22 protein-coding genes are annotated in these 22,650 nt (G+C 73.2%); 11 read left to right on the forward strand and 11 right to left on the reverse strand.

Annotated elements, in window-relative coordinates; all coding sequences use genetic code 11:
• Positions 1 to 5: 5 nt before the first annotated feature.
• Positions 6 to 260, reverse strand: a complete 255-nt coding sequence (locus ACQSSQ_RS03855; RefSeq protein WP_431325711.1) for a PqqD family peptide modification chaperone — start codon at positions 258 to 260, stop codon at positions 6 to 8.
• Between the two features lie 107 nt (positions 261 to 367).
• Between ACQSSQ_RS03855 and ACQSSQ_RS03860 the strand changes: the two genes are divergently transcribed.
• The 4 genes from ACQSSQ_RS03860 (at position 368) to ACQSSQ_RS03875 (ending at position 3,189) form a co-directional block, all read left to right on the forward strand.
• A complete protein-coding gene (locus ACQSSQ_RS03860; RefSeq protein ID WP_431325712.1) occupies positions 368 to 499 on the forward strand; it encodes a lasso RiPP family leader peptide-containing protein in 132 nt (43 codons plus the stop codon).
• A gap of 100 nt (positions 500 to 599) precedes the next feature.
• Positions 600 to 1,811, forward strand: a complete 1,212-nt coding sequence (locus ACQSSQ_RS03865; RefSeq protein ID WP_431325713.1) for an asparagine synthase-related protein — start codon at positions 600 to 602, stop codon at positions 1,809 to 1,811.
• Complete coding sequence (locus ACQSSQ_RS03870; RefSeq protein ID WP_431325714.1) at positions 1,808 to 2,245, forward strand: lasso peptide biosynthesis B2 protein; 438 nt, start codon at positions 1,808 to 1,810, stop codon at positions 2,243 to 2,245. Before ACQSSQ_RS03865 ends, ACQSSQ_RS03870 begins: the two co-directional genes overlap by 4 nt.
• On the forward strand, positions 2,242 to 3,189 hold the full coding sequence (locus ACQSSQ_RS03875; protein ID WP_431325715.1) for a hypothetical protein: 948 nt from the start codon (positions 2,242 to 2,244) through the stop codon (positions 3,187 to 3,189). The genes ACQSSQ_RS03870 and ACQSSQ_RS03875 overlap by 4 nt, the downstream gene beginning before the upstream one ends.
• Here the strand turns inward: ACQSSQ_RS03875 and ACQSSQ_RS03880 are convergent.
• The gene (locus ACQSSQ_RS03880; protein WP_431325716.1) at positions 3,176 to 5,029 is read right to left on the reverse strand and encodes an ABC transporter ATP-binding protein; all 1,854 of its coding nucleotides are present in this window, start codon (positions 5,027 to 5,029) and stop codon (positions 3,176 to 3,178) included. The genes ACQSSQ_RS03875 and ACQSSQ_RS03880 overlap by 14 nt on opposite strands.
• A 90-nt stretch (positions 5,030 to 5,119) precedes the next feature.
• Here ACQSSQ_RS03880 and ACQSSQ_RS03885 point away from each other — a divergent pair, with 90 nt between their 5' ends.
• The 3 genes from ACQSSQ_RS03885 (at position 5,120) to ACQSSQ_RS03895 (ending at position 8,257) form a co-directional block, all read left to right on the forward strand.
• Entirely contained in the window at positions 5,120 to 6,274 is a 1,155-nt protein-coding gene (locus ACQSSQ_RS03885) for a nucleotidyltransferase family protein (protein WP_431325717.1), read from the forward strand.
• Positions 6,275 to 6,335: 61 nt separating this feature from the next.
• Complete coding sequence (locus tag ACQSSQ_RS03890; RefSeq protein WP_431325718.1) at positions 6,336 to 7,460, forward strand: glycosyltransferase; 1,125 nt, start codon at positions 6,336 to 6,338, stop codon at positions 7,458 to 7,460.
• A complete protein-coding gene (locus ACQSSQ_RS03895; RefSeq protein ID WP_431325719.1) occupies positions 7,457 to 8,257 on the forward strand; it encodes a phosphatase PAP2 family protein in 801 nt (266 codons plus the stop codon). Before ACQSSQ_RS03890 ends, ACQSSQ_RS03895 begins: the two co-directional genes overlap by 4 nt.
• On the opposite strand, the gene ACQSSQ_RS03900 is transcribed toward ACQSSQ_RS03895, so the two are convergent.
• Together ACQSSQ_RS03900 and ACQSSQ_RS03905 are read right to left on the reverse strand one after the other, a co-directional pair.
• Positions 8,248 to 9,279, reverse strand: coding sequence for a glycosyltransferase family 4 protein (locus tag ACQSSQ_RS03900; RefSeq protein WP_431325720.1), 1,032 nt, complete (start codon positions 9,277 to 9,279; stop codon positions 8,248 to 8,250). The two genes, ACQSSQ_RS03895 and ACQSSQ_RS03900, sit on opposite strands and share 10 nt — an antisense overlap.
• The gene (locus ACQSSQ_RS03905; RefSeq protein WP_431325721.1) at positions 9,272 to 10,363 is read right to left on the reverse strand and encodes a glycoside hydrolase family 99-like domain-containing protein; all 1,092 of its coding nucleotides are present in this window, start codon (positions 10,361 to 10,363) and stop codon (positions 9,272 to 9,274) included. Before ACQSSQ_RS03905 ends, ACQSSQ_RS03900 begins: the two co-directional genes overlap by 8 nt.
• 155 nt (positions 10,364 to 10,518) lie before the next feature.
• Between ACQSSQ_RS03905 and ACQSSQ_RS03910 the strand changes: the two genes are divergently transcribed.
• Entirely contained in the window at positions 10,519 to 11,733 is a 1,215-nt protein-coding gene (locus ACQSSQ_RS03910) for a glycosyltransferase (protein ID WP_431325722.1), read from the forward strand.
• Here ACQSSQ_RS03910 and ACQSSQ_RS03915 read toward each other — a convergent pair.
• Together ACQSSQ_RS03915 and ACQSSQ_RS03920 are read right to left on the reverse strand one after the other, a co-directional pair.
• Entirely contained in the window at positions 11,719 to 12,633 is a 915-nt protein-coding gene (locus ACQSSQ_RS03915; RefSeq protein ID WP_431325723.1) for a glycosyltransferase family 2 protein, read from the reverse strand. The two genes, ACQSSQ_RS03910 and ACQSSQ_RS03915, sit on opposite strands and share 15 nt — an antisense overlap.
• Positions 12,630 to 13,871, reverse strand: coding sequence for a polysaccharide pyruvyl transferase family protein (locus tag ACQSSQ_RS03920; protein ID WP_431325724.1), 1,242 nt, complete (start codon positions 13,869 to 13,871; stop codon positions 12,630 to 12,632). The genes ACQSSQ_RS03915 and ACQSSQ_RS03920 overlap by 4 nt, the downstream gene beginning before the upstream one ends.
• 166 nt (positions 13,872 to 14,037) lie before the next feature.
• Here ACQSSQ_RS03920 and ACQSSQ_RS03925 point away from each other — a divergent pair, with 166 nt between their 5' ends.
• Positions 14,038 to 14,928, forward strand: a complete 891-nt coding sequence (locus ACQSSQ_RS03925; RefSeq protein ID WP_431325725.1) for a glycosyltransferase family protein — start codon at positions 14,038 to 14,040, stop codon at positions 14,926 to 14,928.
• Between the two features lie 6 nt (positions 14,929 to 14,934).
• On the opposite strand, the gene ACQSSQ_RS03930 is transcribed toward ACQSSQ_RS03925, so the two are convergent.
• The 5 genes from ACQSSQ_RS03930 to ACQSSQ_RS03950 all read right to left on the reverse strand — a co-directional run bounded on the left by ACQSSQ_RS03930 (position 14,935) and on the right by ACQSSQ_RS03950 (position 20,370).
• Positions 14,935 to 15,789: an ABC transporter permease gene (locus ACQSSQ_RS03930; protein WP_431325726.1), complete on the reverse strand. Its 855-nt coding sequence runs from the start codon at positions 15,787 to 15,789 to the stop codon at positions 14,935 to 14,937.
• Positions 15,764 to 16,972, reverse strand: a complete 1,209-nt coding sequence (locus tag ACQSSQ_RS03935) for an ABC transporter ATP-binding protein (RefSeq protein ID WP_431325727.1) — start codon at positions 16,970 to 16,972, stop codon at positions 15,764 to 15,766. Before ACQSSQ_RS03935 ends, ACQSSQ_RS03930 begins: the two co-directional genes overlap by 26 nt.
• Before the next feature lie 63 nt (positions 16,973 to 17,035).
• Complete coding sequence (locus tag ACQSSQ_RS03940; RefSeq protein ID WP_431325728.1) at positions 17,036 to 18,178, reverse strand: glycosyltransferase family 4 protein; 1,143 nt, start codon at positions 18,176 to 18,178, stop codon at positions 17,036 to 17,038.
• The gene (locus tag ACQSSQ_RS03945) at positions 18,175 to 19,572 is read right to left on the reverse strand and encodes an O-antigen ligase family protein (protein WP_431325729.1); all 1,398 of its coding nucleotides are present in this window, start codon (positions 19,570 to 19,572) and stop codon (positions 18,175 to 18,177) included. Before ACQSSQ_RS03945 ends, ACQSSQ_RS03940 begins: the two co-directional genes overlap by 4 nt.
• 159 nt (positions 19,573 to 19,731) lie before the next feature.
• Positions 19,732 to 20,370 (reverse strand): arsenate reductase/protein-tyrosine-phosphatase family protein, encoded by a 639-nt coding sequence (locus tag ACQSSQ_RS03950; protein WP_431325730.1) that lies wholly within the window; start codon positions 20,368 to 20,370, stop codon positions 19,732 to 19,734.
• Positions 20,371 to 20,504: 134 nt separating this feature from the next.
• Here ACQSSQ_RS03950 and ACQSSQ_RS03955 point away from each other — a divergent pair, with 134 nt between their 5' ends.
• Both ACQSSQ_RS03955 and ACQSSQ_RS03960 read left to right on the forward strand, forming a co-directional pair.
• Entirely contained in the window at positions 20,505 to 21,761 is a 1,257-nt protein-coding gene (locus ACQSSQ_RS03955) for a polysaccharide pyruvyl transferase family protein (protein ID WP_431325731.1), read from the forward strand.
• Entirely contained in the window at positions 21,758 to 22,642 is an 885-nt protein-coding gene (locus tag ACQSSQ_RS03960; RefSeq protein ID WP_431325732.1) for a glycosyltransferase family 2 protein, read from the forward strand. Before ACQSSQ_RS03955 ends, ACQSSQ_RS03960 begins: the two co-directional genes overlap by 4 nt.
• The last annotated feature ends 8 nt before the right edge of the window (positions 22,643 to 22,650 follow it).

Consider the following 22,650-nt stretch of genomic DNA (forward strand, 5'->3'; position numbering starts at 1 on the left):
GGCGCTCAGACCGCCAGGAGCCGCTTCGCGCGGAGCTGGTCGAGGAACGCGGCGACGTCCACCGCGGCGACGTCTGCGCTGATCCCGAACGTGTCGACGAGGAGCGCCCGGAGCGACTCCTCGGACTGCTCCTCGACGAGCGCCTTCGTGAGGACGGCTCCAGCGGCGTTGGTGGTGAGGTAGACCGACCCGGCGAGGTCCAGGATGACGAGCTCGCCGTCGATCTCCTGCCAGGTGAGTCCCTCGGTGCGTAGCTTCACGCGGACCACTCTAAAGACCGGTTTGTTCGCTGTGTGCATTTTCCTGCGAAGCGGCCCGAGGCCCGCTTAGTTTGAACGCACGTAATCCGCCAACATGGGAGGCCAGCATGGCTTACGAAGCACCCAAGCTGACCGAGGTCGGCTCGGTCCGCGACCTCACCCTTGGCCAGGGACTGGACGGCAACGACGACCAGTTCCTGTTCTTCACCTGGGGCGAGAACCCGGACCCGCGGTCCTGACCGACCGCTGCGTGGCGAGGGGAACAAGCCTTCGTGGCTTGTTCCCCTCGTGCTGCTCCGGCACCGACCTCGATCGACGCGCACCGACCTCGTCTGCACCATGACCTCCTTCGTCCCGGATCGTCCGCCGTCCGTCGAGCCGCTCGCTCCCGAGCGCCTCGACCCGCTGGAGACCGCGATCGCGATGCCCCGGGGACGGTCGGCACGCGCCGGGCACGCTCACCCCGCGGGATCCGCCGGCCCCCGGGAGGTCCTGGAGGGCCTCCTCACCGAGGTGCTCGGACGCGGGCGCTGCTTCGTCCTCTTCTCGGGCGGGCGCGACTCCTCGGCCCTGCTCGCCGTCGCGACGGCCGTGGCACGCCGTACGGGGGCCGACGACCCGGTGCCGGTCATCGGACGCTACCCGCGCGAGCAGCACCCCGACGCGTACGAGGAGCCGTGGCAGGACCTCGTCCTCGACCACCTCGGCATCGGTGAGCGCATCGTCCTCGACCTCGACGACGACGTCCGGGTCCTCGGCGCGCGGGCACGGGGAGCGCTGCTGCGCCACGGCGCGCTGTGGCCCGCCTCGGTCCAGAGCCAGGAGCCCTTCTTCTCGCCGCTGCCGGACGGCGCTCGGCTGCTCACCGGCGAGGGCGGCGACCAGGCCTTCCTGCCGCGACGGATCACCCCGCTCGCTCTCCTGCTCAAGCACCACCGGCGACCGGACCGCGCTCTCCTCGGCGAGATCGCGGCGTCCCTCGCGCCCGCCGCGCGGCAGGTCCGCCGTCAACCTCCGCCGTCCTGGCTGCGGGGCGAGGCCGTGGAGGCGCACCGCGACGCATGGACCGCGTTCGTCCGCGAACCGTGGGGTTGGGACCGGCAGACGCGTCGGATGTACACGTCGAGGGCGGAGACCGTGCCGCTCGTCAACCTCGCCTCCAGCGCCGCCGAGCACGGCGTCGCGCTCTCGCACCCGTTCACGGACCGCGGCTTCCTCGATGCGCTCGCGTCCGCAGGCGGCCGGTGGGGCTACGCCGGACGGACCGACGTGATGCGTCGCCTCTTCTCCGACGTGCTGCCGGACGCGGTCCTGAGCCGGCGTACGAAGGCGTGGTTCAACTCCGCCCGCTGGGGCGAGGAGGAGCGCGCCTTCGCGGAGCGCTGGACCGGGTCCGGGATCGATCCCCGCTACGTGGACGCGGAGGCCCTGCGGGCGCAGTGGCTCGAGCCGAGGCAGAACCAGGCGACATACCATCTGCTGCAGGTCGCGTGGGTCGCCGCACAGCGGGGCGACCGCCGCCCGGCCGGGGACGGAGGGGAAGAGCGATGATGCGCCTCGTACGCTCGGTGCGCCCGCGCGACGTCCTCGCGCTCGTCCGGCTGACGCTGCTCGCCGCGTACGTCGAGACCGGGCTGCGGTGGTGGCGGCTGCCGCGCCTCGCCTCGTCCCTCGGGCTCTCGGTCGACCAGCACGGCGTCGCGTCGTCGGACCCCTTCGACGCGTCGGTGCTCGAGCCGCGCGAGCGGCGGAACCTCGACCTCGCGGCGCGCGTCCTGCGTCGTGGGCCCTTCCACGACACCTGCCTGCGTCAGTCCCTCGTGTTCGGTCACGAGCTGCGCCGTCACGATCCCCGCGTCGTGCTCGGTGTGCGCAAGGTCGACGGCGAGATCCGGGCCCACGCGTGGCTCGAGATCGGCGCGCGCAGCCTCGAGCCGGAGGCGGTCGCGACCTTCGAGGTCATGCGGCAGGTGGGGTCGTCGTGACCGACCGCTACGCGCTGTACGGCCTCGTGGTCGACTCCGAGGTGCCGCTCCACCAGGACCGCCCCGCGCCGGCCGGGGCGAGCCCCGACGTCGTGGTCCGCCTCGGCGAGCCGGTGCCGAAGGCCGCCGAACCGGAGGGTGAGCTGCTCCTGCAATTCCGCGTGGACGAGTTCGGATACGCGTTGGTCCGCGACGGTGACGGCTACCTGTTCCGCGTACTCGGCTCGTGCGACTTCCGGATCTCCGCCGACCTGCGCGACGTGTCGTACCACCCTGCCGAGGGTGGCGACGACATCGGATCGGTGCTCGTGACCGGGGCGCTCCTGGCGCTCGAGCTCTATCTGCGCGGGCTTCCCGTGCTGCACGCGAGCGCGGTCGACGTCGGGGACCGCGCGATCGGCTTCGTCGGGCAGTCGGGTCGAGGGAAGTCGACGATGGCCACGCTGCTGTGCCGCGACGGGGGGCGGCTGATCACCGACGACGTCCTGCGGGTCGACCACCTGGACACGGTGCCGCGGGCGCGCCTCGGGGCGACCGAGCTGCGGCTGCGCAAGGGTGCCGACGCGCTCTCGAGCGAGCTCGGTCAGGCGGTACGCCGGACCAGCGTCGATGGCCGCGAGATCGTCTCGCTCCCCGACGACGCGCAGGACGGGCTACCGCTCGCCGCGCTCGTCATCCCGACCCCGACCCGCGACGGCACGCCGGCGCGGGTGGACCGGGTCGGCGAGCGCGAGGCCACGTTCGCGCTCCTCAACTTCCCCCGGCTCCTGGGCTGGCGCGATCCCGTGCGCGTGCAGCAGGGATTCGCCCACGCCGCCGCGCTCGCGCGTTCCGTCCCGGTCCTGCACGCCCAGATCCCCTGGGGGCCGCCGTTCCCCCCGGAGGTCGCCGCGCTCGTGCGCGCGGCGGTCGCCGAGCACGCGGACGAGGTCAGTCCGCACTGAGCGCGTAGGCCTCGGCCTGCAGCCGGAAGAGCTCGGCGTAGTGCCCGCCCAGCGCCATCAGCTCGTCGTGCGAGCCGTGCTCGATCACGCGCCCGTCCTCGAGCACGTAGATGCGGTCGGCCTGGCGGACGGTGGAGAAGCGGTGGGAGATGAACAACGCGCTGCGGCCGGCGAGCACCGCCCGCAGCGACACGAAGAGCTCGTGCTCGGCGCGCGGGTCGAGCGCCGAGGTCGGCTCGTCGAGGACGATGAGCGCGGCGTCCCGGTAGAACGCTCGCGCGAGCGCCACCCGCTGCCACTGCCCTCCCGAGAGGTCGTGACCACCGGCGAAGATGCGGTTCAGCGGTGTCTGGAACCCCTCCGGCAGCGCGGCCAGGAACTGCTCGGCGCCCGAGGTCCGCGCTGCCTCGCGCACCGCCTCCGGGTCGACCGGGTCGTCGGCGCGGCCGAGGGCGATGTTGTCCTCGGCGCTGAACGCGTACTTGACGAAGTCCTGGAAGATCACCGCGATCTGGCGCCGCAGGCGGTCGGGTCGCAGGGTCCGCGCGTCGACGTCGTCCCACCAGACGGTGCCGTCCGCAGGCTCGTACAGCGCGGCGACGAGCTTCGCGAGCGTGGTCTTGCCGGACCCGTTCTCGCCGACCAGCGCGACGACCTCGCCCGGGGCGATGTCGAGCGAGACGCCGTCGACGGCGGGCCGCTCGCGACCGGGGTAGGTGAAGGAGACGTCGCGGACGGCGAGCCCGGTGAACGGGGGCGCCTCGGCGCGTCCGGCGTTCTGCGCCTCGTCCTCCGCGGCGCCGAGCGCGACGAACCCGTCGAGGTCGTCGAGGAAGAGGCCCGACTCGAAGATCGCCTGCACGCCGCTGAAGACCGCCTGCACCTGGCCCGCGAGCATGCGGATCGCGACGATCGCGGCTCCGGCCTCGGCGACGCTGATCCGCCCGCGGCCGATGAGCCACACCAGGACGAGCAGCGTGAGCGCGAGGACGACCGCAGAGCCGAGGTTGCCGAGCAGGTTGAGCAGCCCGCGTCGGCGCAGGTGCCGGGCGAGGTCGCGCAGGTAGAGCCCGTAGATGCGGTCGAAGCGTCCGCGCAGGTTCGGGGCGAGCCCGTACGCACGGACCTCCTTGGCCTCGTCCCGACCGGTCTGGAGCACGGTGAGGTAGGTGCGCATCCTCGTCCGCGGCGTCTGCGCCACCATGAAGTCGAACTCGAGCCGGCTCTCCCGTCGGCTCGTGAGCAGCAGCGGAAGGCCTCCGACGACCAGGAGCGGGAGGAGGGCCGGGTGCAGCGCGACGATCGCGACGGCGAGCCCGATGCTCGCGGCGGTCGCGCCGGCGGCCGTGATCACGCCCTGCGTGACCTGGTACGGACGCGTGAGGGCACTGGCCTGGACCCGCTGGAGACGGTCGAAGAACGCCGACGACTCGAACCGCCGGAGGTTCACGCCGGTCGCGACGTCGAGGACGCGGTGCCACATGCGCGCGGCGACGGACTCGCCGACGAAACGGCCGAGCGAGCCCTGGAGCGAGCCGACGACCGCCGTGAGCGCCGTGAGCGCGGCGAGCGCGCTGACGACGAGGACGAGGTCACCGGTGCCGGAGTCGGTGCTCGCCACCTCGAGGATGGCGTCGAGGGTCGCCTTCACGACGACGACCTGGGCAGCGAGCGCGGCCGCGCCGACGACCTGCAGGGCGACGAGGCAGTAGAACGGGACACGGGCCGAGCGCAGGACCATGCGGGTGCTGCGGCGCACGAGGTCGAGCAGACGCCGCAGCGACTTCTGCTGGTTCTTCGCGCTGGTCGCGAGCGCGACCGTGTCGACGGCTGCCGGCATGGACTGATCGTAGGCGTCGCACGGGTGGTCGGGCGGTGAAATCCGTCGTTCCACCCCAAGTCGCCCGCCCCCTGCACTACGGTGCCGGTGATGACCAGGACGCCTCTGCGCCCTCTCGCGCAGCTTCTCGTGGACGCGGTCTCTGGTGCCGACCGGACCCAGCAGCCGTGGGACCTCGACCTGCCCGAGCTCCGCGACGTGGCGGTGGCCTCGCACATGCACCGGGTGACGCCGGCCGTCGCCTCGGTGCTCGCGGCGCGTCCGGACGCCGGGCGATGGGCCGCGCTCCAGCACGTGCGGCACGAGCAGCTCATGCGCCACCTGCGGGCGCGCGAGGACCTGCGGACGCTCGGGGACGCGCTGACGTCGGCCGGGATCGCGTGGGTCGCCGTGAAGGGCCCCGTCCTCAGCGACCTCGTGTGGCCCCGCCCGGACATGCGGGAGTACTACGACCTGGACGTCGTGGTCGACCGGACCGCGTTCGCGGACGCGATGAAGGTGCTCGAGGACGTCGGGTGCACCCTGGTCGACCGCAACTGGCCGCTGATGCGCGAGGCGATGCGCGCCGAGGTGGCGATGCGCGCTCCGTACGGGACGGCGCTCGACCTGCACTGGGACATCGCGGTCCCGCAGCAGCTGCGTCGCGACTTCCGCACCGACGTCGCCGGGCTCCTCCGCCGCTCACGCGTCGTCGAGCCGGTCCCTGGGCTCGCCGTGCCCACCCTCGACGCGACCGACACCGTCCTCCACCTCGCCTTCCACGCGGCTCACTCAGGGGTGAGCAGGCTGGTCTGGCTCGCCGACGTGCGGTACGCGATGGACGCAGCGGGGTTCGACGCCGACGCCCTTGCCGCGCGCGCCCGCGACGCCCACGCCGAGCTCCCCGTGGCCCTGGTCCTGCGTCGTACCGACGAGGTCCTCGGGCTCACCGTCCCGTTCCCTGCCGGCCTGGCGCGCGCCGACCGGTCGGCGTGGGCGCGGGTGGCCCGCAGCCGCGACCGACGGCGCCCCTTCCCGGGCCTGCCGGGCGACGACCACCTGGGTGGCACCCTGTACGGCGCAGCGCGCCGTGGCGTGGTCCGCAGCGTGACGAGCGCGATCGCGTCGCGGCGGACGCTCCGCGCCGAGGAGCAGGCGTTCGATGCCCGGGACGGTCGCCCCTCGCGTCCGTTGCAGGAGGACGTGCCCGACACCGCTGCCCGCGCGGCCTACCTGCGGGCCGTGGTGGACGCCACGGTGGTCTGACCGGGGCGATGCGGCCAATCGGGTCCGGGCGGGCTGCGTGGCGGATAGCGTGAGAAGCACCATGGAGATCGCACTCGCACACGACTACCTGACGCAGCGCGGCGGGGCGGAGCGTGTCGCCGAGGTCATGGCTCGGGCCTTCCCGGCCGCGCCGATGTACACGACGTTGTACGACCCCGACGGGACCTTCCCCGAGATCGCGGCGATCGACGTGCGCCCGTCGCGGCTCGACCGGTGGTCCGTCCTGCGCCACCACCACCGGGCAGCGCTGCCGTTCCTCGCCCGGACCGTCTCGCGGATGCACGTCGACGCCGACGTGCTCCTGGCGAGCTCGAGCGGGTGGGCGCACGGGATCCCCTGCTCGGGGCGCAAGGTCGTCTACTGCCATGCGCCGGCGCGCTGGCTCTACCAGGCGCAGCGCTACCTCGGTGCCGACGACAGCGTCCCGCTGGTCCAGCGCGCGCGTCGCTCCGTCGCCAGGACCGCGCTGGCGTCGCTGACCCCGCGGCTGCGCGCGTGGGACCAGGAGGCGGCGCACTCCGCCGACCGCTACCTCGTCAACTCGACGGTGGTGCGACGGGCGGTCCGCGACGCGTACGGCATCGACGCCGAGGTCGTGCCTCCTCCTCCCGCCCTGATGCCGGCCGGGGACGAGCGTGCGGTGCCCGGCATCGGGCGCCCCTACCTCCTGTGCGTCGCGCGCCTCCTGCCCTACAAGAACGTCGACGTGGTCGTGGAGGCCGTCAAGCGTGCCGGCGGCGTCGATCTCGTGGTGGTCGGCGAGGGACCCGACCGCACGCGGCTCGAAGGGATCGCGCGCGGGTCGGCACGCATCCACCTCGTGGGCCGGGTGGAGGACGCGGAGCTGCGCTGGCTCTACCGTCACTGCGACGCCCTGGTCGCGGCGTCGTACGAGGACTACGGGCTGTCGCCGCTCGAGGCGGCGACGTTCGGCCGCCCGACGCTCGCGCTGCGCGACGGCGGGTTCCTCGACACCGTCGTGGACGGGACCACGGGGCTCTTCTTCGACGCGCCGACGCCGGACGCGGTCGCCGACGCCGTCACCCGGCACGCGGAGTCGACGTGGGACACGGCGAAGCTCGTGCGGCACGCGGACGACTTCTCCGAGCAGCGGTTCGTGGCGCGTCTGAGGGAGGTCGTGGACGAGGAGCTCCGACGGACATGACGCCCGCCGTCGTCGGTCGCCGCGTGCTCGGGCTCGTGGGAGTGCTCGCCGCTCTCTACGGGGGCGCCGTGCTGACCGGCGAGGGCCAGGTCGTCGACGCGAGCGCGTTCACCGGCGTGGCCCGGTTCGACACGGTCGGGGTCGACCCTGCCGGTGCGCTGCGCGAGGTCGCGCCGCTGCTGGCGCTCGTGGTCGTCGTCGTGATGGCGGTCGCCGCCCTGCGCCGCGGCCGCTCACGCGACGTCGCCGCCGCTGTCGTGATCGTCGGGGCCTCCTTCGTCGCGGCGCGCGCCCTCAAGGCCGTGCTCGACCGCCCGTACCTGGGGGACAACGGCTACCTCGACAACACCTTCCCCAGCGGGCACGCGGCCGGCCTGACGGCGCTGCTGGTCGCCGCGGTCGTCCTGGCGCCGCCCAGCGCGAGGACGGCACGGCTGAGCGTGGTGCTCGCGACCGTGGCGGCGGTCGGCGGTTATGCGTCGGTGGTCTCCTACGCCCACCGGCCGAGCGACGTCGTCGGTGCGGTGCTGGTCGTCGCGGTGGTCGCCACCGTGACGGTCGCCGTCTTCGGGGTGGACGGGCCGCGCGGCTGGCCCGCCTGGTCGTGGACCGCCGTCGGCGTGGCCGCGCTGGTGTGCCTGGCGCTGCTGGGCGTGGAGCAGACGATGGAGCCGGGCGTGTTCGACGACGTCCTCCAGAACATCGCGCTCTCCGCATCGGTCTGGCTCGCGTGCCTCACGTGCTTCCTCACGACGAGCCCGCGCGAGCGCGAGGGCGTCGTCTCGGGTCAGCGGTAGAGCGCCTCGTACCGGTCGACGACCGAGGCGAGCGTGAACTCCGACGCGCGCTCGAGCCCGCGCTTGGCCCAGTCGCGGCGCGCTCCCTCGTCCTGCAGCAGGTCGGCGAGCGCTCCGCCGATCGCGGGCAGCGGGCTGAGGACGCCGGCGCGGCCGCCGTCGGTGACGTACGTGGCGCCGATGTTCGGCGTCGCCACCACAGGGAGCCCGCAGGCCATCGCCTCGGCGTACGGGATGCCGAAGCCCTCGTAGTCCGAGGGCAGGCAGAAGATCCACGCCCGCTGGTACGCGGCGATGAGGTCGGCGTCGCTGACCTCGCCGAGGACCTCGATCCCCGGACCGGGATCGTGGGGCGCATCGCGGCACACCATGAGCAGGCGTGCCTGCGGCACCCGCGGCAGGACGTCGGCGACGAAGGCCTCGGCGAGCGCCTGCCCGCGCTTGCGCCCGCCCCACGTCCCGACGAACAGGATGGTCGGGTCGACCGCGCGGTCGGCGTCGGACGGGCGGAAGCGCGTGGCGTCGACGCCGTTGGGGACGACCTCGCGCACCCACGGCGTCCACCGCCGCGTCCGCGGCGAGACGACGACCGGTACGTCGGCGACCAGGCTCGCGAGCACCTCGCTGAGGCCGAGCAGGACCATGCGGGTGCGCTCCTTCAGCCCGCGGATGCGCAGCGCCTCCTCGAAGCACGAGCCGTGGATGGTGCGGACGTGGCGGCGTACCCGTCGGCGCCAGAGCCAGTAGTCGTCACCGTGGGCGTGCAGCACGTCGTAGCCCCGGAAGTCCGTCCGGCGCAGGCGCGTCGCGAAGCGGAAGGTCCGCAGCGCGCCGGAGATCGCGACGTGCTGGTGGCCGTACAGCGCCCCGTCGACCGGGGGGCACTCGCTGAACACGTCGACGTGGTGACCCCGCCGCACAAGCTCGTTGGCGATCTCGTGGACCTGGTAGCCGACGCCGATCTTGCTGCCGCTCGGGAGGTAGTACGAGATCATCGCGATCCGCAGCGGCGCCTCACCCATGGCCGGGACCCTGCGGCGTCAACCCGGCGCGCAGCGCCGCCAGCCAGCCATGGCCGTGCTCGAGGTCGGGCTCGAGGTAGTTGCCCTCGGCCCACTCGTTCCACGACTTGATCCACAGCAGGCGCTCGTCGGGACGGCGGTCGGTGAGCGTCGCGGCCGCCGTACGGACGTTCTCCTCGAAGCGCTCCGGCGACGACCCGGTCAGCACGAGGCCACGACGGCCCGACCGAGGCGTGTTGTCCCAGTTGGGGTAGACGCTGGGCTGGAGCCAGCGCTCGGCGTGGACCGGGTCCCACAGGGACGGCTCCACCGCGTACGGGTAGACCTCGGGCCCGCCGAGCTTGCGCAGGACGCGCATCCGGGCGAGCGTCGCGCGGGTGCGGCGGGCGGGGAGCCGGACGTAGACGCCGGCGTCGAACCCGTCCGCCTCGACGGCGCGGTAGCGCGGTCCGGTGCCGAGGAGGTCGCTCACCTCGGCGACGAGGTAGAGGCCGTCGAGCCCTGCGTCGCGGGCCATCTTCTGCCACCGGTCCACGAAGGCCGCCGCGTCCGGCAGCTCCTCGGGACGGAAGACGTAGAAGACGGGGCGCCCGTCCACCCGCAGGTAGCGGTCGTCGCGGAACGCGGCCACGATCGCGTCGAAGTGCGCCTGGTCGTCCTCCGCGCCGAGGTAGCGCTGCTCGCGGAGCACACGGTCGGCGGCGTCGTGCCAGACGCCCGTCCACGACTGGTTGGCCCAGCCGAGGCAGAAGGACACCGACGGCGAGCCGCTCGCGACCACCTCGGCGAACGGCCGCTCGAGGATGCGCTGCCCGGCGCCGAACCAGTAGTGCCAGTAGCAGAACGCCTCGACGCCGTACTGCTCGGCGAGCGCGCTCTGCGCCTCGCGCGCCTCCGGGAGCCGGAGGTCGTAGAACCCGAGGTCGGCCGGCAGGTGGGGCTGGTCGTGACCCGGGAAGCGGGGGCGCGCTTTGGCCGTGTTGGTCCACTCGGTGAAACCGGGGCCCCACCACTCGTCGTTCTCGGGGATCGGGTGGAACTGCGGCAGGTAGAACGCGACAGGCCGCGCGGTCAGCTCGCTCATGGCCCTCCTGCTCCTCGTCTCAGCGCGCGGTTCGCTGAACCACGCTAGCCGAGCACGGAGGCCGCCGACGGGGAATCGGCAAGTCCGCCCACCCGACGCGACAGGCATCACTAGCCTGGGGAGCCGTGGTGCGTCGACGGGTGAGGAGGCCGACCGTGCGCGTCGTCGTGCTCGACCACACCGCCGCGCTCGGCGGCGCCGAGATCGCGCTGAGCAGGCTGCTCCCGGCGCTCGACGGCGACCGGTACGAGGTGTCCGTGCTGCTGTTCGCGGACGGACCCCTGGTGGAGCGTCTGAGGGACGCCGGCACCGCGGTCGAGGTGCGACCGCTCGACCCGGCCACGGCGACGCTCGAGCGGACCGCGGTGACGCGGTCGCCGTGGCGTGCCGCGCAGGCCGCCGGGCGCGCGGCCGCCTTCACGGTCGGGCTCGCCCGGGCGCTGCGCCGCGAGCGCGCCGACCTCGTGGTCGCCAACTCCCTGAAGGCGGCCTTGATCGGCGGGACCGCGGCCACCCTGGCGCGGACGCCGTGGGTCTGGCACCTCCACGACCGCCTCAGCGAGGACTACCTGCCGGGACCCGTCGCCCGGGTGCTGCGCGGCCTCGCCCGCCGTGCGCCACGGCAGGTGGTCGTGAACTCGCAGGCGACCCTGCGCAGCCTCGGCCCGATCCCGGCCGACCGCGTGGTCGTCGCCTACCCGGGCCTGCCCGCGCCGGCGTTCGCCCCACGGGACGAGCCGTCGTCCGGCGACCCGGTGGTCGGGATCGTCGGCCGGATCAGCCCGACGAAGGGTCAGCGCGAGTTCGTCGACGCGGCCGCGCAGGTCGTCGCGTCGCACCCCGAGGCCCGGTTCGTCGTCGTGGGGGCCGCGCTCTTCGCCGAAGGCGCGTACGAGGCGGAGCTGCGGGCGTACGTCGCCGAGCGCGGGCTCACCGACCACGTGGCGTTCACCGGCTGGCTCGCGGACCCCTCGCAGACCCTGCGGACCCTCGACCTGCTCGTCCACGCGTCGCCGGTGCCCGAGCCGTTCGGCCAGGTCGTGGTGGAGGCGATGGCGGTCGGGATCCCGGTGGTGGCGACGGCGGCGGGGGGCGTGGTGGAGATCCTGGACCCGGCCGGCTCCGGTGACACCGACGTCGTGACCGACCGGAGCGTCCGCCGGACCCCGCTCGGCCAGCTGGTCCCGCCGGCCGACGTCGACGCCCTCGCAACGGCGGTCCGCTGGGTCCTCGACCACCCGGTGGACGCCGCGGCAGCCGCCGCGCGGGCTCGGGCCAGCGCCCAGGAGCGATTCACGCTGGAGCGGACGGCCGAGGCAGTGACCACGGCCTGGGACCGCGCGCTGGCCGGGCGGTCAGCCTCGTCGTGACAGCGTGCGGCGGGCGCGCCGTGCGACCGTGCGGACGCTGCGGCGGAGGTCCCCCGCGAGCCGACGTCGGGTGGGGTAGGTCCAGCCTCCGAACACGGCCCGGGCCACCGCGAGCCGACGACGCCAGGGGAGCGGGGCGCGGACGACCCGACGGTAGAGCTCGACGTTGATCTGCCACTGCGAGAGGGCGAACCACGGGTCGGCGGTGGGGTCCTGCTGGATCTGGCCCGCCGTCGGGTCGTGCTGGGCGGAGCTCTGCTCGGGGTGCTGGCGCCGCTGGAAGAGCGAGCCGTCGACGTGGACGAACGGGGCGCGGGCCAGCAGGTCGACGCCGAGGACCACGTCGTCGCCGACCATCGGGGGCATTCCGCCCACCGCGCGCAGGACGTCCGTGCGGGTCACGCCGTAGACCACGTCCCACGCCTCGGCCTCGAGGAAGCTCCGGATCCGCACGCTCTCGTCCGGGTCGGAGCCGTCGTCACCGAGGGCCGAGAGCGACTCGATCAGCGCACCGTCCTCGTCGACGACCTCCACGTCGGAGAAGGCGAGCACGGCGTCGGGCCGCCGCCGCAGCGCGTCGACGCAGGCCTCCAGGTAGCCCGGCTTGGCGAGGTCGTCGGCCGGGTTCCACATGAACAGCGGTGCGCTGGCGAGCTCGAGCGTCCGGTTGTAGTTCCAGCCCATGCCCTGGTTGACCTCGACCCGCCGGTAGACGATCCGGGGGTCGCGTGCCGCGTAGGCGCGGCAGACCTCCTCGGTCGCGTCCTGCGAGCCGTTGTCGGAGATCACGATCTCGAGGTCGGTGAGCGTCTGCGCGAGCAGGGCGTCGAGCGTCGCCGGCAGGAACCGCGCGCCGTTGTAGACCGGGATGCCGACGGAGACGAGGGGTTGTCCGGTCACGTGCGTGCGAGCCTCCTGCCACGTCGGCGTCGTGCCGCCCCGCTCTCGACCAGGTGCTCGACGAGCCGGTCGAGGTGCAAGGCGACCGTACGAGGGTAGTCCGCGACCGCGGCCCCGGTCGCGGCCCGGGCCGCCTCCCGGTCGGCCAGCACGGACTCCAGGCGGGTCAGCACCGCCTGCGGGTCGAGGGCGTCGACGTCGAGGCAGTCCTGCTCGCGTCCGACGGCCCGCATGAGGGCACGGGTCTTGGGGGCGTACGACAGGGCGACCGTCGGGACGGCGGAGCGCAGTGCGCAGACGACGTTGTGGAAGCGGGTCGCGACCACCGCGTCGAGCCCGCGCATCTCCTCGAGGAGGTCCTCCAGGGTGCCGGCGAGCTGGACGCGGACCCGGGCCTCGGGGAGCTTGTCCGTCACGCGGTCGCGGACCAGGTCGGCGACCCGGGCGTCGCGCGACTCGCCGATCAGCAGCGTGATGTCGTGGCCCCGCTCCGCGGTCTGAAGGGCGATGGTGGTCATCGCGTCCTCGTACGCGACCCGGTCGCGCTCCTGCTGGCCCGGGTCGGAGCTCTCGCCGTTCCAGTCCATGACGCCGAGGCCGACCCGGGCGGCGCCCGAGGACAGGTGCGCAGGCGGAGGATCGAGCACGAAGCAGACGTCGGGCTGCACCGCGTCGCCGGTCGTGTCGACCCCCATGGCGTGCGCGGCATCGCGGGAGTAGTCGTCGCGGTAGGTGCGGAAGGTCGCCGAGCGCAGCGCGAAGCGGAACAGCCGCCGCTTCACGCGCGTCACGGCCGGAGACACGCCCACCCCGACGTACGCGAGAGGGAGGCGGTGGAACCGTGCGCCCGCCGCCGCGCCGGCGACCATCCACGGCGTGCTCCACGGCTTGAGGCTGTCGCTGTCCTCCAGGATGCCGGTGCCGGGGAGGACCACGGCGTCGCAGGTGCGCAGGGTCCAGGCCACCCAGAGCGGGTCGACCAGCTTGCTCCCGACCCGGTTGAGGAGCGTGCCGGGACGGCGGGCGCCGCGCTCCTTGAGCCGAGGCCCGGAGACCGACGTGGCACGGACCCCGAAGCGAGCCGCGACCGGCTCGGGGTGCACGCACACGACGTGGAACGTCGCGTCGGGCAGACGCCGTCGCAGCTCCTCGAGGGTCACCGCGAGGCTGCCGTCGTTGCCGAGGTTCTCGGTCCCGAACTCGCCGAAGAGCGCGACGGTCAGCGGCGCGCGGGTCACGGGCGAGTCCCTCCGAGAGATGTGCAGAAGTGCCGTCCGGAGGTCGGAGGCGTGACTACTCTTGCACACGGAGGTGCGGCGCGCGGACGGTTCGGACGATCCCGCCGCCCCGGGGGCGAGGGCCCCTTCTGGAGCACTCGACGCGACCACGGAAGGCGGCAGACGCATGGCAGAAGATCGGCTCCGTCTCACGGCGTACGTGCTCGCCGCCGACCCGAGCTGGATCGAGGAGAGCGTCCTGTCGTACTACGACCACGTCGACCGCATCGTGGTGTCGTACGACGAGACGGGGACCTCGTGGACGGGCACCCCGATCGCCGTGGAGGAGTGCCTGGCCCGCCTCAAGAGCATCGACGTCGACGGCAAGCTCGACTACGCCCCGGGCTCCTACTACGTGCCCGGCCGGGCGCCCCTCGACAGCGACACGGCCCAGCGCAACGACGCCCTCGCCCGCGCCAGCATCGGTGCGGACTGGGTCGTGCAGCTCGACACCGACGAGGTCCTGGCCGACCCCGACGAGCTGGTGCGCGCGATCGAGGCGGCGGACGCCGGGGGGTTCGACGGTGTCGAGTACCCCGCCCGGCTGCTCTACCAGCACCTGCGGGGGTCGCTCTACCTGGAGCTGTGCCGTCGTACGTGGGCGGTCGCCGCCGACTACCCGGGCCCTGTCGCCGTGCGTGCGGGGACGCCGCTCGTGCACTGCCGGCAGGCGGACGTCGCGCTCTACCGGGTCGACTTCAAGCCCCGCAACACCGACCCGTCTCACCCCAAGGACGCTCCGGTGCACCGCGTCGTGCGGCCCGACCAGGCCCTGATCCACTTCAGCTGGGTGCGCAGCGACGCGCACATGGACGCCAAGTCCCGGTCGAGCGGTCACGCGCACGACTTCCCCTGGGGCCCTGTCATCGCGCGGTGGCGCGACAGCCGCGAACACCCGCTGCGGGCCGTCCTCGGGACCCCGGTCCGGCGAGGCCCGCAGCGCAAGCTCCTGCGCTTCGCGCGCGTGCCGGGCGCACCGGACCGCGCCGCGCGGGCCCGCAACGGGCTGCCGGGCTGACGCCGCTCAGATCACGTCGGCGAAGCCGCGCTCCCACTGCTCGAAGATCAGGGCGCCGCCGACGAAGATGACCACCGCGGCGACCACGCTGGCCACGATCTGCCACAGGTCGGGCGCGTCGTTGCCGAGCAGCGACCAGCGGAACTCCTGGAGGATCCAGGTGAGCGGGTTGAGGTTGAACCACACCTGCCACTTCTCCGGCACCGCCGCCAGCGTGTACGCGACGGGGCTGGCGTAGAGCAGCGTCTGCAGGATCACCGGGAGGACGTACGCGACGTCGCGGTACTTCACCATGAGCGCGCTCGCGACCAGGCCGATCCCGGAGGCCATCATCAGCAGGAGCAGCAACCACACCGGCAGGAGCAGCAGCGGCCAGCCGGGCGTGATGCCGTACACGACCATCAGCACGCCGAAGAACGCCAGACCCACGACGAAGTCGACGAGGACCGAGTACACCGACGACAGCGGGACGAGGATCCGCGGGAAGTAGACCTTCGACACCAGCGCCTGGTTGGCGACCAGCGAGCCGGACGCGCGGCCCACGACACCGTTGAACGCCGTCCAGGCCAGCATGCCCGCGAAGCTCATCACGAAGTACGGCACGCCGTCGCTGGGCAGCCCGGCGACCCCGCCGAAGACGATGGCGAACACCCCCGCGCCCAGCAGCGGCTGGAGGATCACCCAGGCGACGCCGAGGCCGGTCTGGCGGTAGCGCAGCGTGACGTCGCGGGCGCCGAACCGCGTCAGGACCTCGCGTGCCTCCCACAGCTCGCGCACCGGCGGGAGCCGCCAGCGCCCGGGCGGCGTGATGACGATGCGCTGGCCGCGCGGGTGGTCAACCCCGCTTGTACGAGAAGTCACCGAAGACCACTCCTAGCTGGGTTCCGTCGTCGCTGGTCGCCTCCGGGTAGGGGAGGATCGGCATCACCTGGAAGGCGCACGCCCCCTCCCAGGCGTCGATGACGCCGTTCTTGCAGAGGAAGAGGTCGACCGTGTAGCTGTCGGGCTTGAGCCACGGGCTGCCGATCCGCAAGGTGCCGCGGACGTCCTCCTTGGCGTCCAGCCAGAAGTTGAGCAGGCGCGAGTCGCACTGCAGGACCGTCGTCCCGTCGCTGTTCTTGAGCTCCGCGGAGACGAAGTAGGTGCCGACGAAGTCGGGGTTGGCGCCGACGGTGAACTCGACGACCTTCTCCTCCGCCGGCTCGACGACCTCCTGGGTCATCCGGGCGTTGGAGAACCGCAGCTCGCCCGAGCCCGAGCGTCGAGCGGCCTCGACCGCCGTCATCGCGCTCTGCTCGAAGCTGCGCTTGTAGTGCTCCATCGCGGCCGAGACCGGGCCGTGCTCGAGGAGGCGGCCGTTCTGGAGGTAGATCGCCGAGGTGCACAGGCTCATCACCGTCTGCACCTGGTGGCTCACGAGCAGCACGGTGCGGCCGGACCGCGCGACCTCGCGCATCTTGCCCAGGCACTTCTGCTGGAACTCCGCGTCGCCGACCGCGAGGACCTCGTCGACGGCGAGGATCTCGGTCTCGAGGTGCGCGGCGACGGCGAAGGCCAGCCGGATGTACATCCCGGACGAGTAGCGCTTGACCGGGGTGTCCAGGAACTGCTCGACGCCGGCGAAGTCGACGATCTCCTCGAAGCGGCGCGAGATCTCCTTCTTGCGCATCCCGAGGAGCGTCCCGTTGAGGTAGACGTTCTCGCGACCGGTCAGCTCCGGGTGGAAGCCCGTCCCGACCTCCAGGAGGCTGCCGACGCGGCCGCCGAGCTCGATCCGTCCGCGGGTGGGGGCGGTGATCCGGGTGAGGATCTTGAGCAGCGTCGACTTGCCCGCGCCGTTGCGCCCGATGACGCCGACCGCCTCTCCCCAGCCGATGTCGAAGGTCAGGTCGTCCAGCGCCGGGAAGACGTCGTAGTGCGCACGCTCCAGCGGATGGCGCAGGCGCGCGAGGGCCGCCTCGGCGGCGGTCGAGTGGTGCTCGCGCGTGCGGGCGATCCGGTAGTCCTTGGAAAGCCCGGACACGGAGATGGCGGTGTCAGGCACGGCTCAAGGCTAGTTGCCGGTCGGGTCCCGCGGGCCGGTTTCGGCGATTGCCGCGTCCGGGCTTCAGCGGCGGCCCTGCTCGGCCCGCTTCTCCTCCGCGACGTGCGCGTAGACCTCGGCCGTCCGGCGCGCCACCGCCGTCCAGGAGTAGTCCAGGACGTCGACGCGGGCCTGCTCGCCGAGCCGACGGCGCAGGTGCCGGTCCGCGACCAGCGGGGTCAGCGCGGACGCGAGCGAGGCGGGGTCGCGCTCGACGAGCATGCCGTTGGCCCCGGGGCGGACGAAGTCCTCGGTGCCGTTGACCTTGGTGGTCACCAGCGGCAGTCCCGCCGCCGCCGCCTCCAGCGAGACCAGCGCGAACGCCTCGTACAGGGTCGGGAGTGCGAAGACGTCAGCGGCGGCGAAGCAGTCCTGCACGGCGTCGGTGTGGCCCACGAACACGACCCGGTCCCCGACGCCGTGCTCCTGGGCGAGCCTGCGGTACGGCACCTGGTCGTCGCCGCCGACCACCAGGAGGCGTGCCTCGGGCGGCAGCGACGGGAGGGCGGCGACGAGCGGGGCGAGCCCCTTGCGCCGGAACTCCTTGCCGACGAAGAGGACCGCGACGTCGTCGGAGCCGAAGCCGTAGCGCGCTCGCGTCCGGGCCCGCGCCTCCTCCGAGTCCGACCGTGCGAACGCGTCGAGGTCGACGCCGTTGGGGACGACCGTGATCCGGTCCTCGGGCACGCCGTAGTGGTCGCGCACCTCCCGGCCGACGCCGTGGGACACCGCGATCACGTGCCGGTACGCCCCGGGCCGGTAGTTGCGCCCCTCGGTCCACAGCACCGCGTGGTGGAGCGGGTTGAGGTAGGCGCGGGCGATCTCGCCGTTGCGGCGCTTCATCTCCCACCAGGCGCGGTGGCAGCTGTGCGCGGTGATCACGTCCTGCTCCAGGAGCGCGCAGCCGCCCTGGTTGTGGACGACGTCGAAGTCACCGGGCCGCAGCGCGCGGCTGGCCGCGCGCGGGTAGGTGACGGGGACGCTCCACGACGGCCCGATCGGCGCCCGGACGTACTGCCAGTGCATGCCGACCGGCGAGGGCGTCACGTCCGACGCGACCAGGGTGACGTCGTGGCCGTCGGCGACCAGCCCCCGCGCCACCTCGTACGACGACCGCTCGATCCCCCCGGTGAGGTTGAAGCGGAACGACGACATCGCGATCTTCATCGGACCACCTTGGGGAGCGGCGTGCCGTGGCGGGGAGGACGCCACGGGGAGACCGTGCGTCTGGGAAGGTCGTACGTCGTGCCGAGCGCCTTGTCGCGGGCCTGGACCCCGTAGGCGATGCCGGCCACGATCCAGAGGAACGAGGACTGGCCGGCGACCCAGTAGAGGTCGAACTGCCCCTGCGTGAACCGCGTGATGACGACCGCGAGCGCGACCGTGCCGTAGATCGGGTCCATCCTCGCGAGCACCCACGTGGCGCCGAGGAACAGCACGAGGAACCCGAGCAGGCCCACGACCCCGCCGGACGTCAGCATCTCGAACTCGGCGTTCGGGGGCTGGAAGTTGGCGTTGAACCGGTCGGTGTACCACCAGCGCAGCCCGACGCCGAAGATCGGCGACTCCTGCCAGATGTCGATCGACTGCCGGAACCAGATGATCCGCTGGTTGGCGGAGTTCCACTCGTTGCCGGACTGCAGCTGGGCGTTGACGGCGTTGACGACGAACACCACCGCCGGGATGGCGGCGAACCAGATCAGCCGCGAGCGCGTGCCGGACTGGACCCTCGGACGCAGGTTCACGACGGCCGCGCCGATGACGGTGGCGATGATCGCCTGGCGGGCCTGCGACGCGGCGATGCCGGCGGCGGAGATCGCCATCATCGTCACGGCCGTCGAGCGGCTCCAGCCGATCCACACCGGCCGCGCGTAGGCGATCACGAACGAGAACGCGAGCGCGTTGCCGATGAAGTTCTTGTGCATGTACGGCAGGTAGACCGCGCCGAACTCGCCCGTTCGCGCGAAGATCGCGAACGCCGCGACGACCGCCGCGATCCCGATCCCGCAGCACACCAGCTGGTAGATGTTGAGCGCCAGGCGCGCGGCTCCGCGGCGTCCCACGACCCAGCCGACCATGAGGCTGCCGATGATGAGCACGGCCTCGTGCACCCACTCGACGTAGTTGGCCGTGTAGGGGTTGAGGATCAACGTCGGCACGAGCATCGCCTGGTAGAGGACCGCGAGCCACACCAGCGGCTGCATCGGTTGCGCCTCGCGTGCCGACATCAGCACCATCGCGACGACCGTCGCCCCCGCGAGGACGACGTCCGCGACGCTCAGGAAGCCGCCGACGCGCAGCATGACGAGGGATGCCGGGACCGCGATCGCGCACACGATGCCGAGATCGATCGCGGCCGCACCGAGCGCGAGCACGGTGACCGCCACGAGGATCGCGTACGGGCGGTTGTCGACGACCAGCACGCCCACCACGCCCGCCACCAGCGCCAGGAGGCACAGGCCGAGGAAGGGACCGAGACCGATGCGCTGCCGCCAGGCCCCTGGTCGCTCACCGAGACGACGGTCCAGCGGGGCTCCGACGCGGTCGAGGAACGAGGTCAAGCCGACCCCCACGGCTCGACGCGCAGCGACGGTGCCGGCAGCCAGCCCATGACGGCCTCCTCGCGTGCTCGTGACGTGCTCCCGGACCGGGCGGAGCGGGCGCTGCGCCTTCCGGGACCGAGCATCGACGATACCGCGCGAACGCGGTCGCCATGGCCACTATGACCAGGTCGTCCGGGTGCTCTCGGCAGCGGCCGGCAGCAGGGGCGCGAGCCGCCGGGCGACCACCGCGACCTCTTCCTCGATCTGGGACACGACCGACTCCCACACGTCGACGGAGCGGCCGATCGGGTCCGGCACGTCGTCCTCGTCGCTGGCGCCGATGAGCACGGTCCGCGGGCGGTCGGCGCCGACGGTGTCGAGCCACGGGCCGAGGTCCGCGTGGCGCGGGACGGACGCGTCCTCGAGCCAGCGGACGAGCTGTTTGAGGGTGAACGTCCGCGGCCACGCCCCCGGAGTCCGGGCGACGATCTCGCGCGCGTGCTCCCTCGCGAGGGCGACCACGAGGTCGGCCTCGCCGATGAGGTGGTTGTCGATGCGCGTGCTGCGGTGGTCGGCGAGCTCCATGCCGTGGGACCGCGCGACGGCCTGGCCGTCGCGCGGCACCGTCTCGCCGCTGTGCATCAGGCCGGCGGAGCGGACGTCGGCGCGTCGTCCGAGCACGGACAGCTCGCGGCGCAGTGCTGCCGCGGCGATCGGCGACCGGCAGCGGTTGGCGGTGCAGACCACGAGGATCTGGGGAACGTCGCCCTGTCGGGTCGACGGGCCGCCGTCGGCTCGGAGCGCCGGCTCTCCCACTGCGCACTCCTCCCGATGTCGCTGCCTGGTCGAAGGTTACCCGGAGGGGAGGGCGGGCGTCCTTGTCAAACCCCGGTCGCGCGTACCCCTGCTCGTGCCACTATGACGCACGGGACGCACCACCGGGGGGACGCGTGACAGATCAGCGGCACGACGAGACGCCGCGCGGTCCCGACCGCGCGGCGGGAGCGGACGCCGGCCCGCTCGTCGCGCTGTTCGGCGAGTTCGGCATCGGCAACATCGGCAACGACGAGTCGTGCCGGGTGATGGTCGACGCGCTCGTCCGCTCCGTCCCCGGCGTCCGGCTGGTGCTGATGTCCCGCGACGCCGACGGGGCGCGCCGGGTCCTCGGGATGGACGCCGAGCCGATCGGTCGCTCGTGGCCGACGCCGCCGCCACCGGGTGTGCGCGGTGCCGTGAGCCGCGTACGCCGCAAGGTCGGCGACTTCGCCCACCTCGTGCGGGCGGTCGGACGGTACGACGCCGTCGTCGTGCCGGGGACCGGCGTCCTCGAGGCGCGGCGCGGGCGCAACCCCGGCGGCGTGATCGTCTGGCTCCTCCTGCTGTCGGTCGCGTGCCGGCTGCGACGGGTCCGACTCGCGTGGTTCGCCGTCGGCGGCAGCTCGTACGACAGCCGGATCCCCGCGCGGGTCGCCGCGGCGGCGGCGCGCGGCGCGGGCTACCGCTCGTACCGCGACGACCTGACGCGGCGCGCGCTGGCGCGCGGCGGCCTCGGCACCCGCGCCGACGCGGTCACGCACGACATCGTGATGGCGCGTCCCGCTCCCGTGCTGCCGCCGGTCGACGACGCGGTCCCGGACGTGGCGCTGGCCGCGATCCTGCAGCCGGCCGACGTCGCCGGGCCTGACTACCTCGAGAGGATGGCCGACCTCGCGGTCGCGCTCTCCCACCGGGGCGCGCGGGTGCGGCTGGTCGTCGGCGACGCCGGTGACCATGCGCCCACCAAGGAGGTCCTGCGGCTCGCCGCCGCGCGGGACCCGCAGGTCGACCTCGACTTCGTCCCCACCGCCGACTTCTCGTCGCTCGTGGACGCCCTCGCCCCGTGCGCCGTCGTGGTCGCCAGCCGGTTCCACGTGCTGCTGGCGGGCCTCCACCTGCGCACCGGCGTCATCGCGCTGAGCCACGCCGAGAAGGACGACGAGCTCCTGTGGGCGGCGCAGCTCGAGGACCACCTGATCCCGATCGACGCCTTCACCCCCCAGACCGTCGCCGACCACGCGATGGAGGTCGCCCGGCGCCACGCGGAGCTGCGGGCGGACCTCGACGTCCACGGCGAGGCGGCCCGCCGGTCGGTCCTCGCCGAGATCGACCGGATGGTCTCCGCGATCGGTGCCTCGCCCGCACCGCGTACGAGAGGACTCGTGACATGACGGCTGCACCACCGGTCACCGTCGGCGTCCCCGTCTACAACGGGGAGGACTACCTCGCCGAGGCGCTGACGTCGCTGCGCGACCAGACCTTCGGCGACTTCGAGGTGATCGTCGCCGACAACGCCTCCTCCGACGGCACGGAGGAGATCGCCCGCGACTTCACGCGCGCCGACGACCGGTTCCGCTACGTCCGGCACGACACGAACATCGGCGGGGCCCACAACTCCAACTACCTCCTCGACGCCACCCGGTCGCCGTACTTCCGGTGGGCCTACCACGACGACGTCTGCTCGCCGGAGCTCCTCGAGCGCTCCGTGAAGGCGCTCGAGGACGACGGTCCGCGCGCCGTCGTCGCGTACCCGCGGGTCGTCCTCATCGACGAGGGCGGCGAACGTGTCGGCGAGCACGACGACGCCGACCTGGACATCGCGACAGGCGAGGCCCACGACCGGGTGGCAGCGCTCCTCTCGCGCGTCGTCGGGCAGGTCCAGTTCGGTCTGATGCGCACCGACGTCGCGCGCGAGGCCGGTGGTGTCGTGGTCTCGCCGGCGGGCGAGATGCTGCTCCCGCTCGCGCTGGCGCTGCGGGGGAGGGCGATCCTGGTCCCCGAGCAGCTGCTCGCCATCCGGGTCCACGAGGACCGTGCCGGAGGCAAGCGCGAGAGCGAGATCGCCTGGGTCGACCCGAGCCGTCCGCGCATGGCCTTCCCCTACTCGCGGTCGACGCCGCTGATGTGCGGTGCCGTGCTGCGGGCGCCGATCGGGGTCCGCGACAAGGCTCGCTGCATCGCGGCGGTCCTCTGGCACTGGACCCGACCCGGGTGGCGCACGTTCGCCGGCGACGTGGTCCGGCTCCCTCAGGACCTCGGGCTGCGGCGCTGACCGGACGC

It is taken from the genome of Mumia spirodelae (assembly GCF_050632745.1).
Taxonomy (GTDB): domain Bacteria; phylum Actinomycetota; class Actinomycetes; order Propionibacteriales; family Nocardioidaceae; genus Mumia.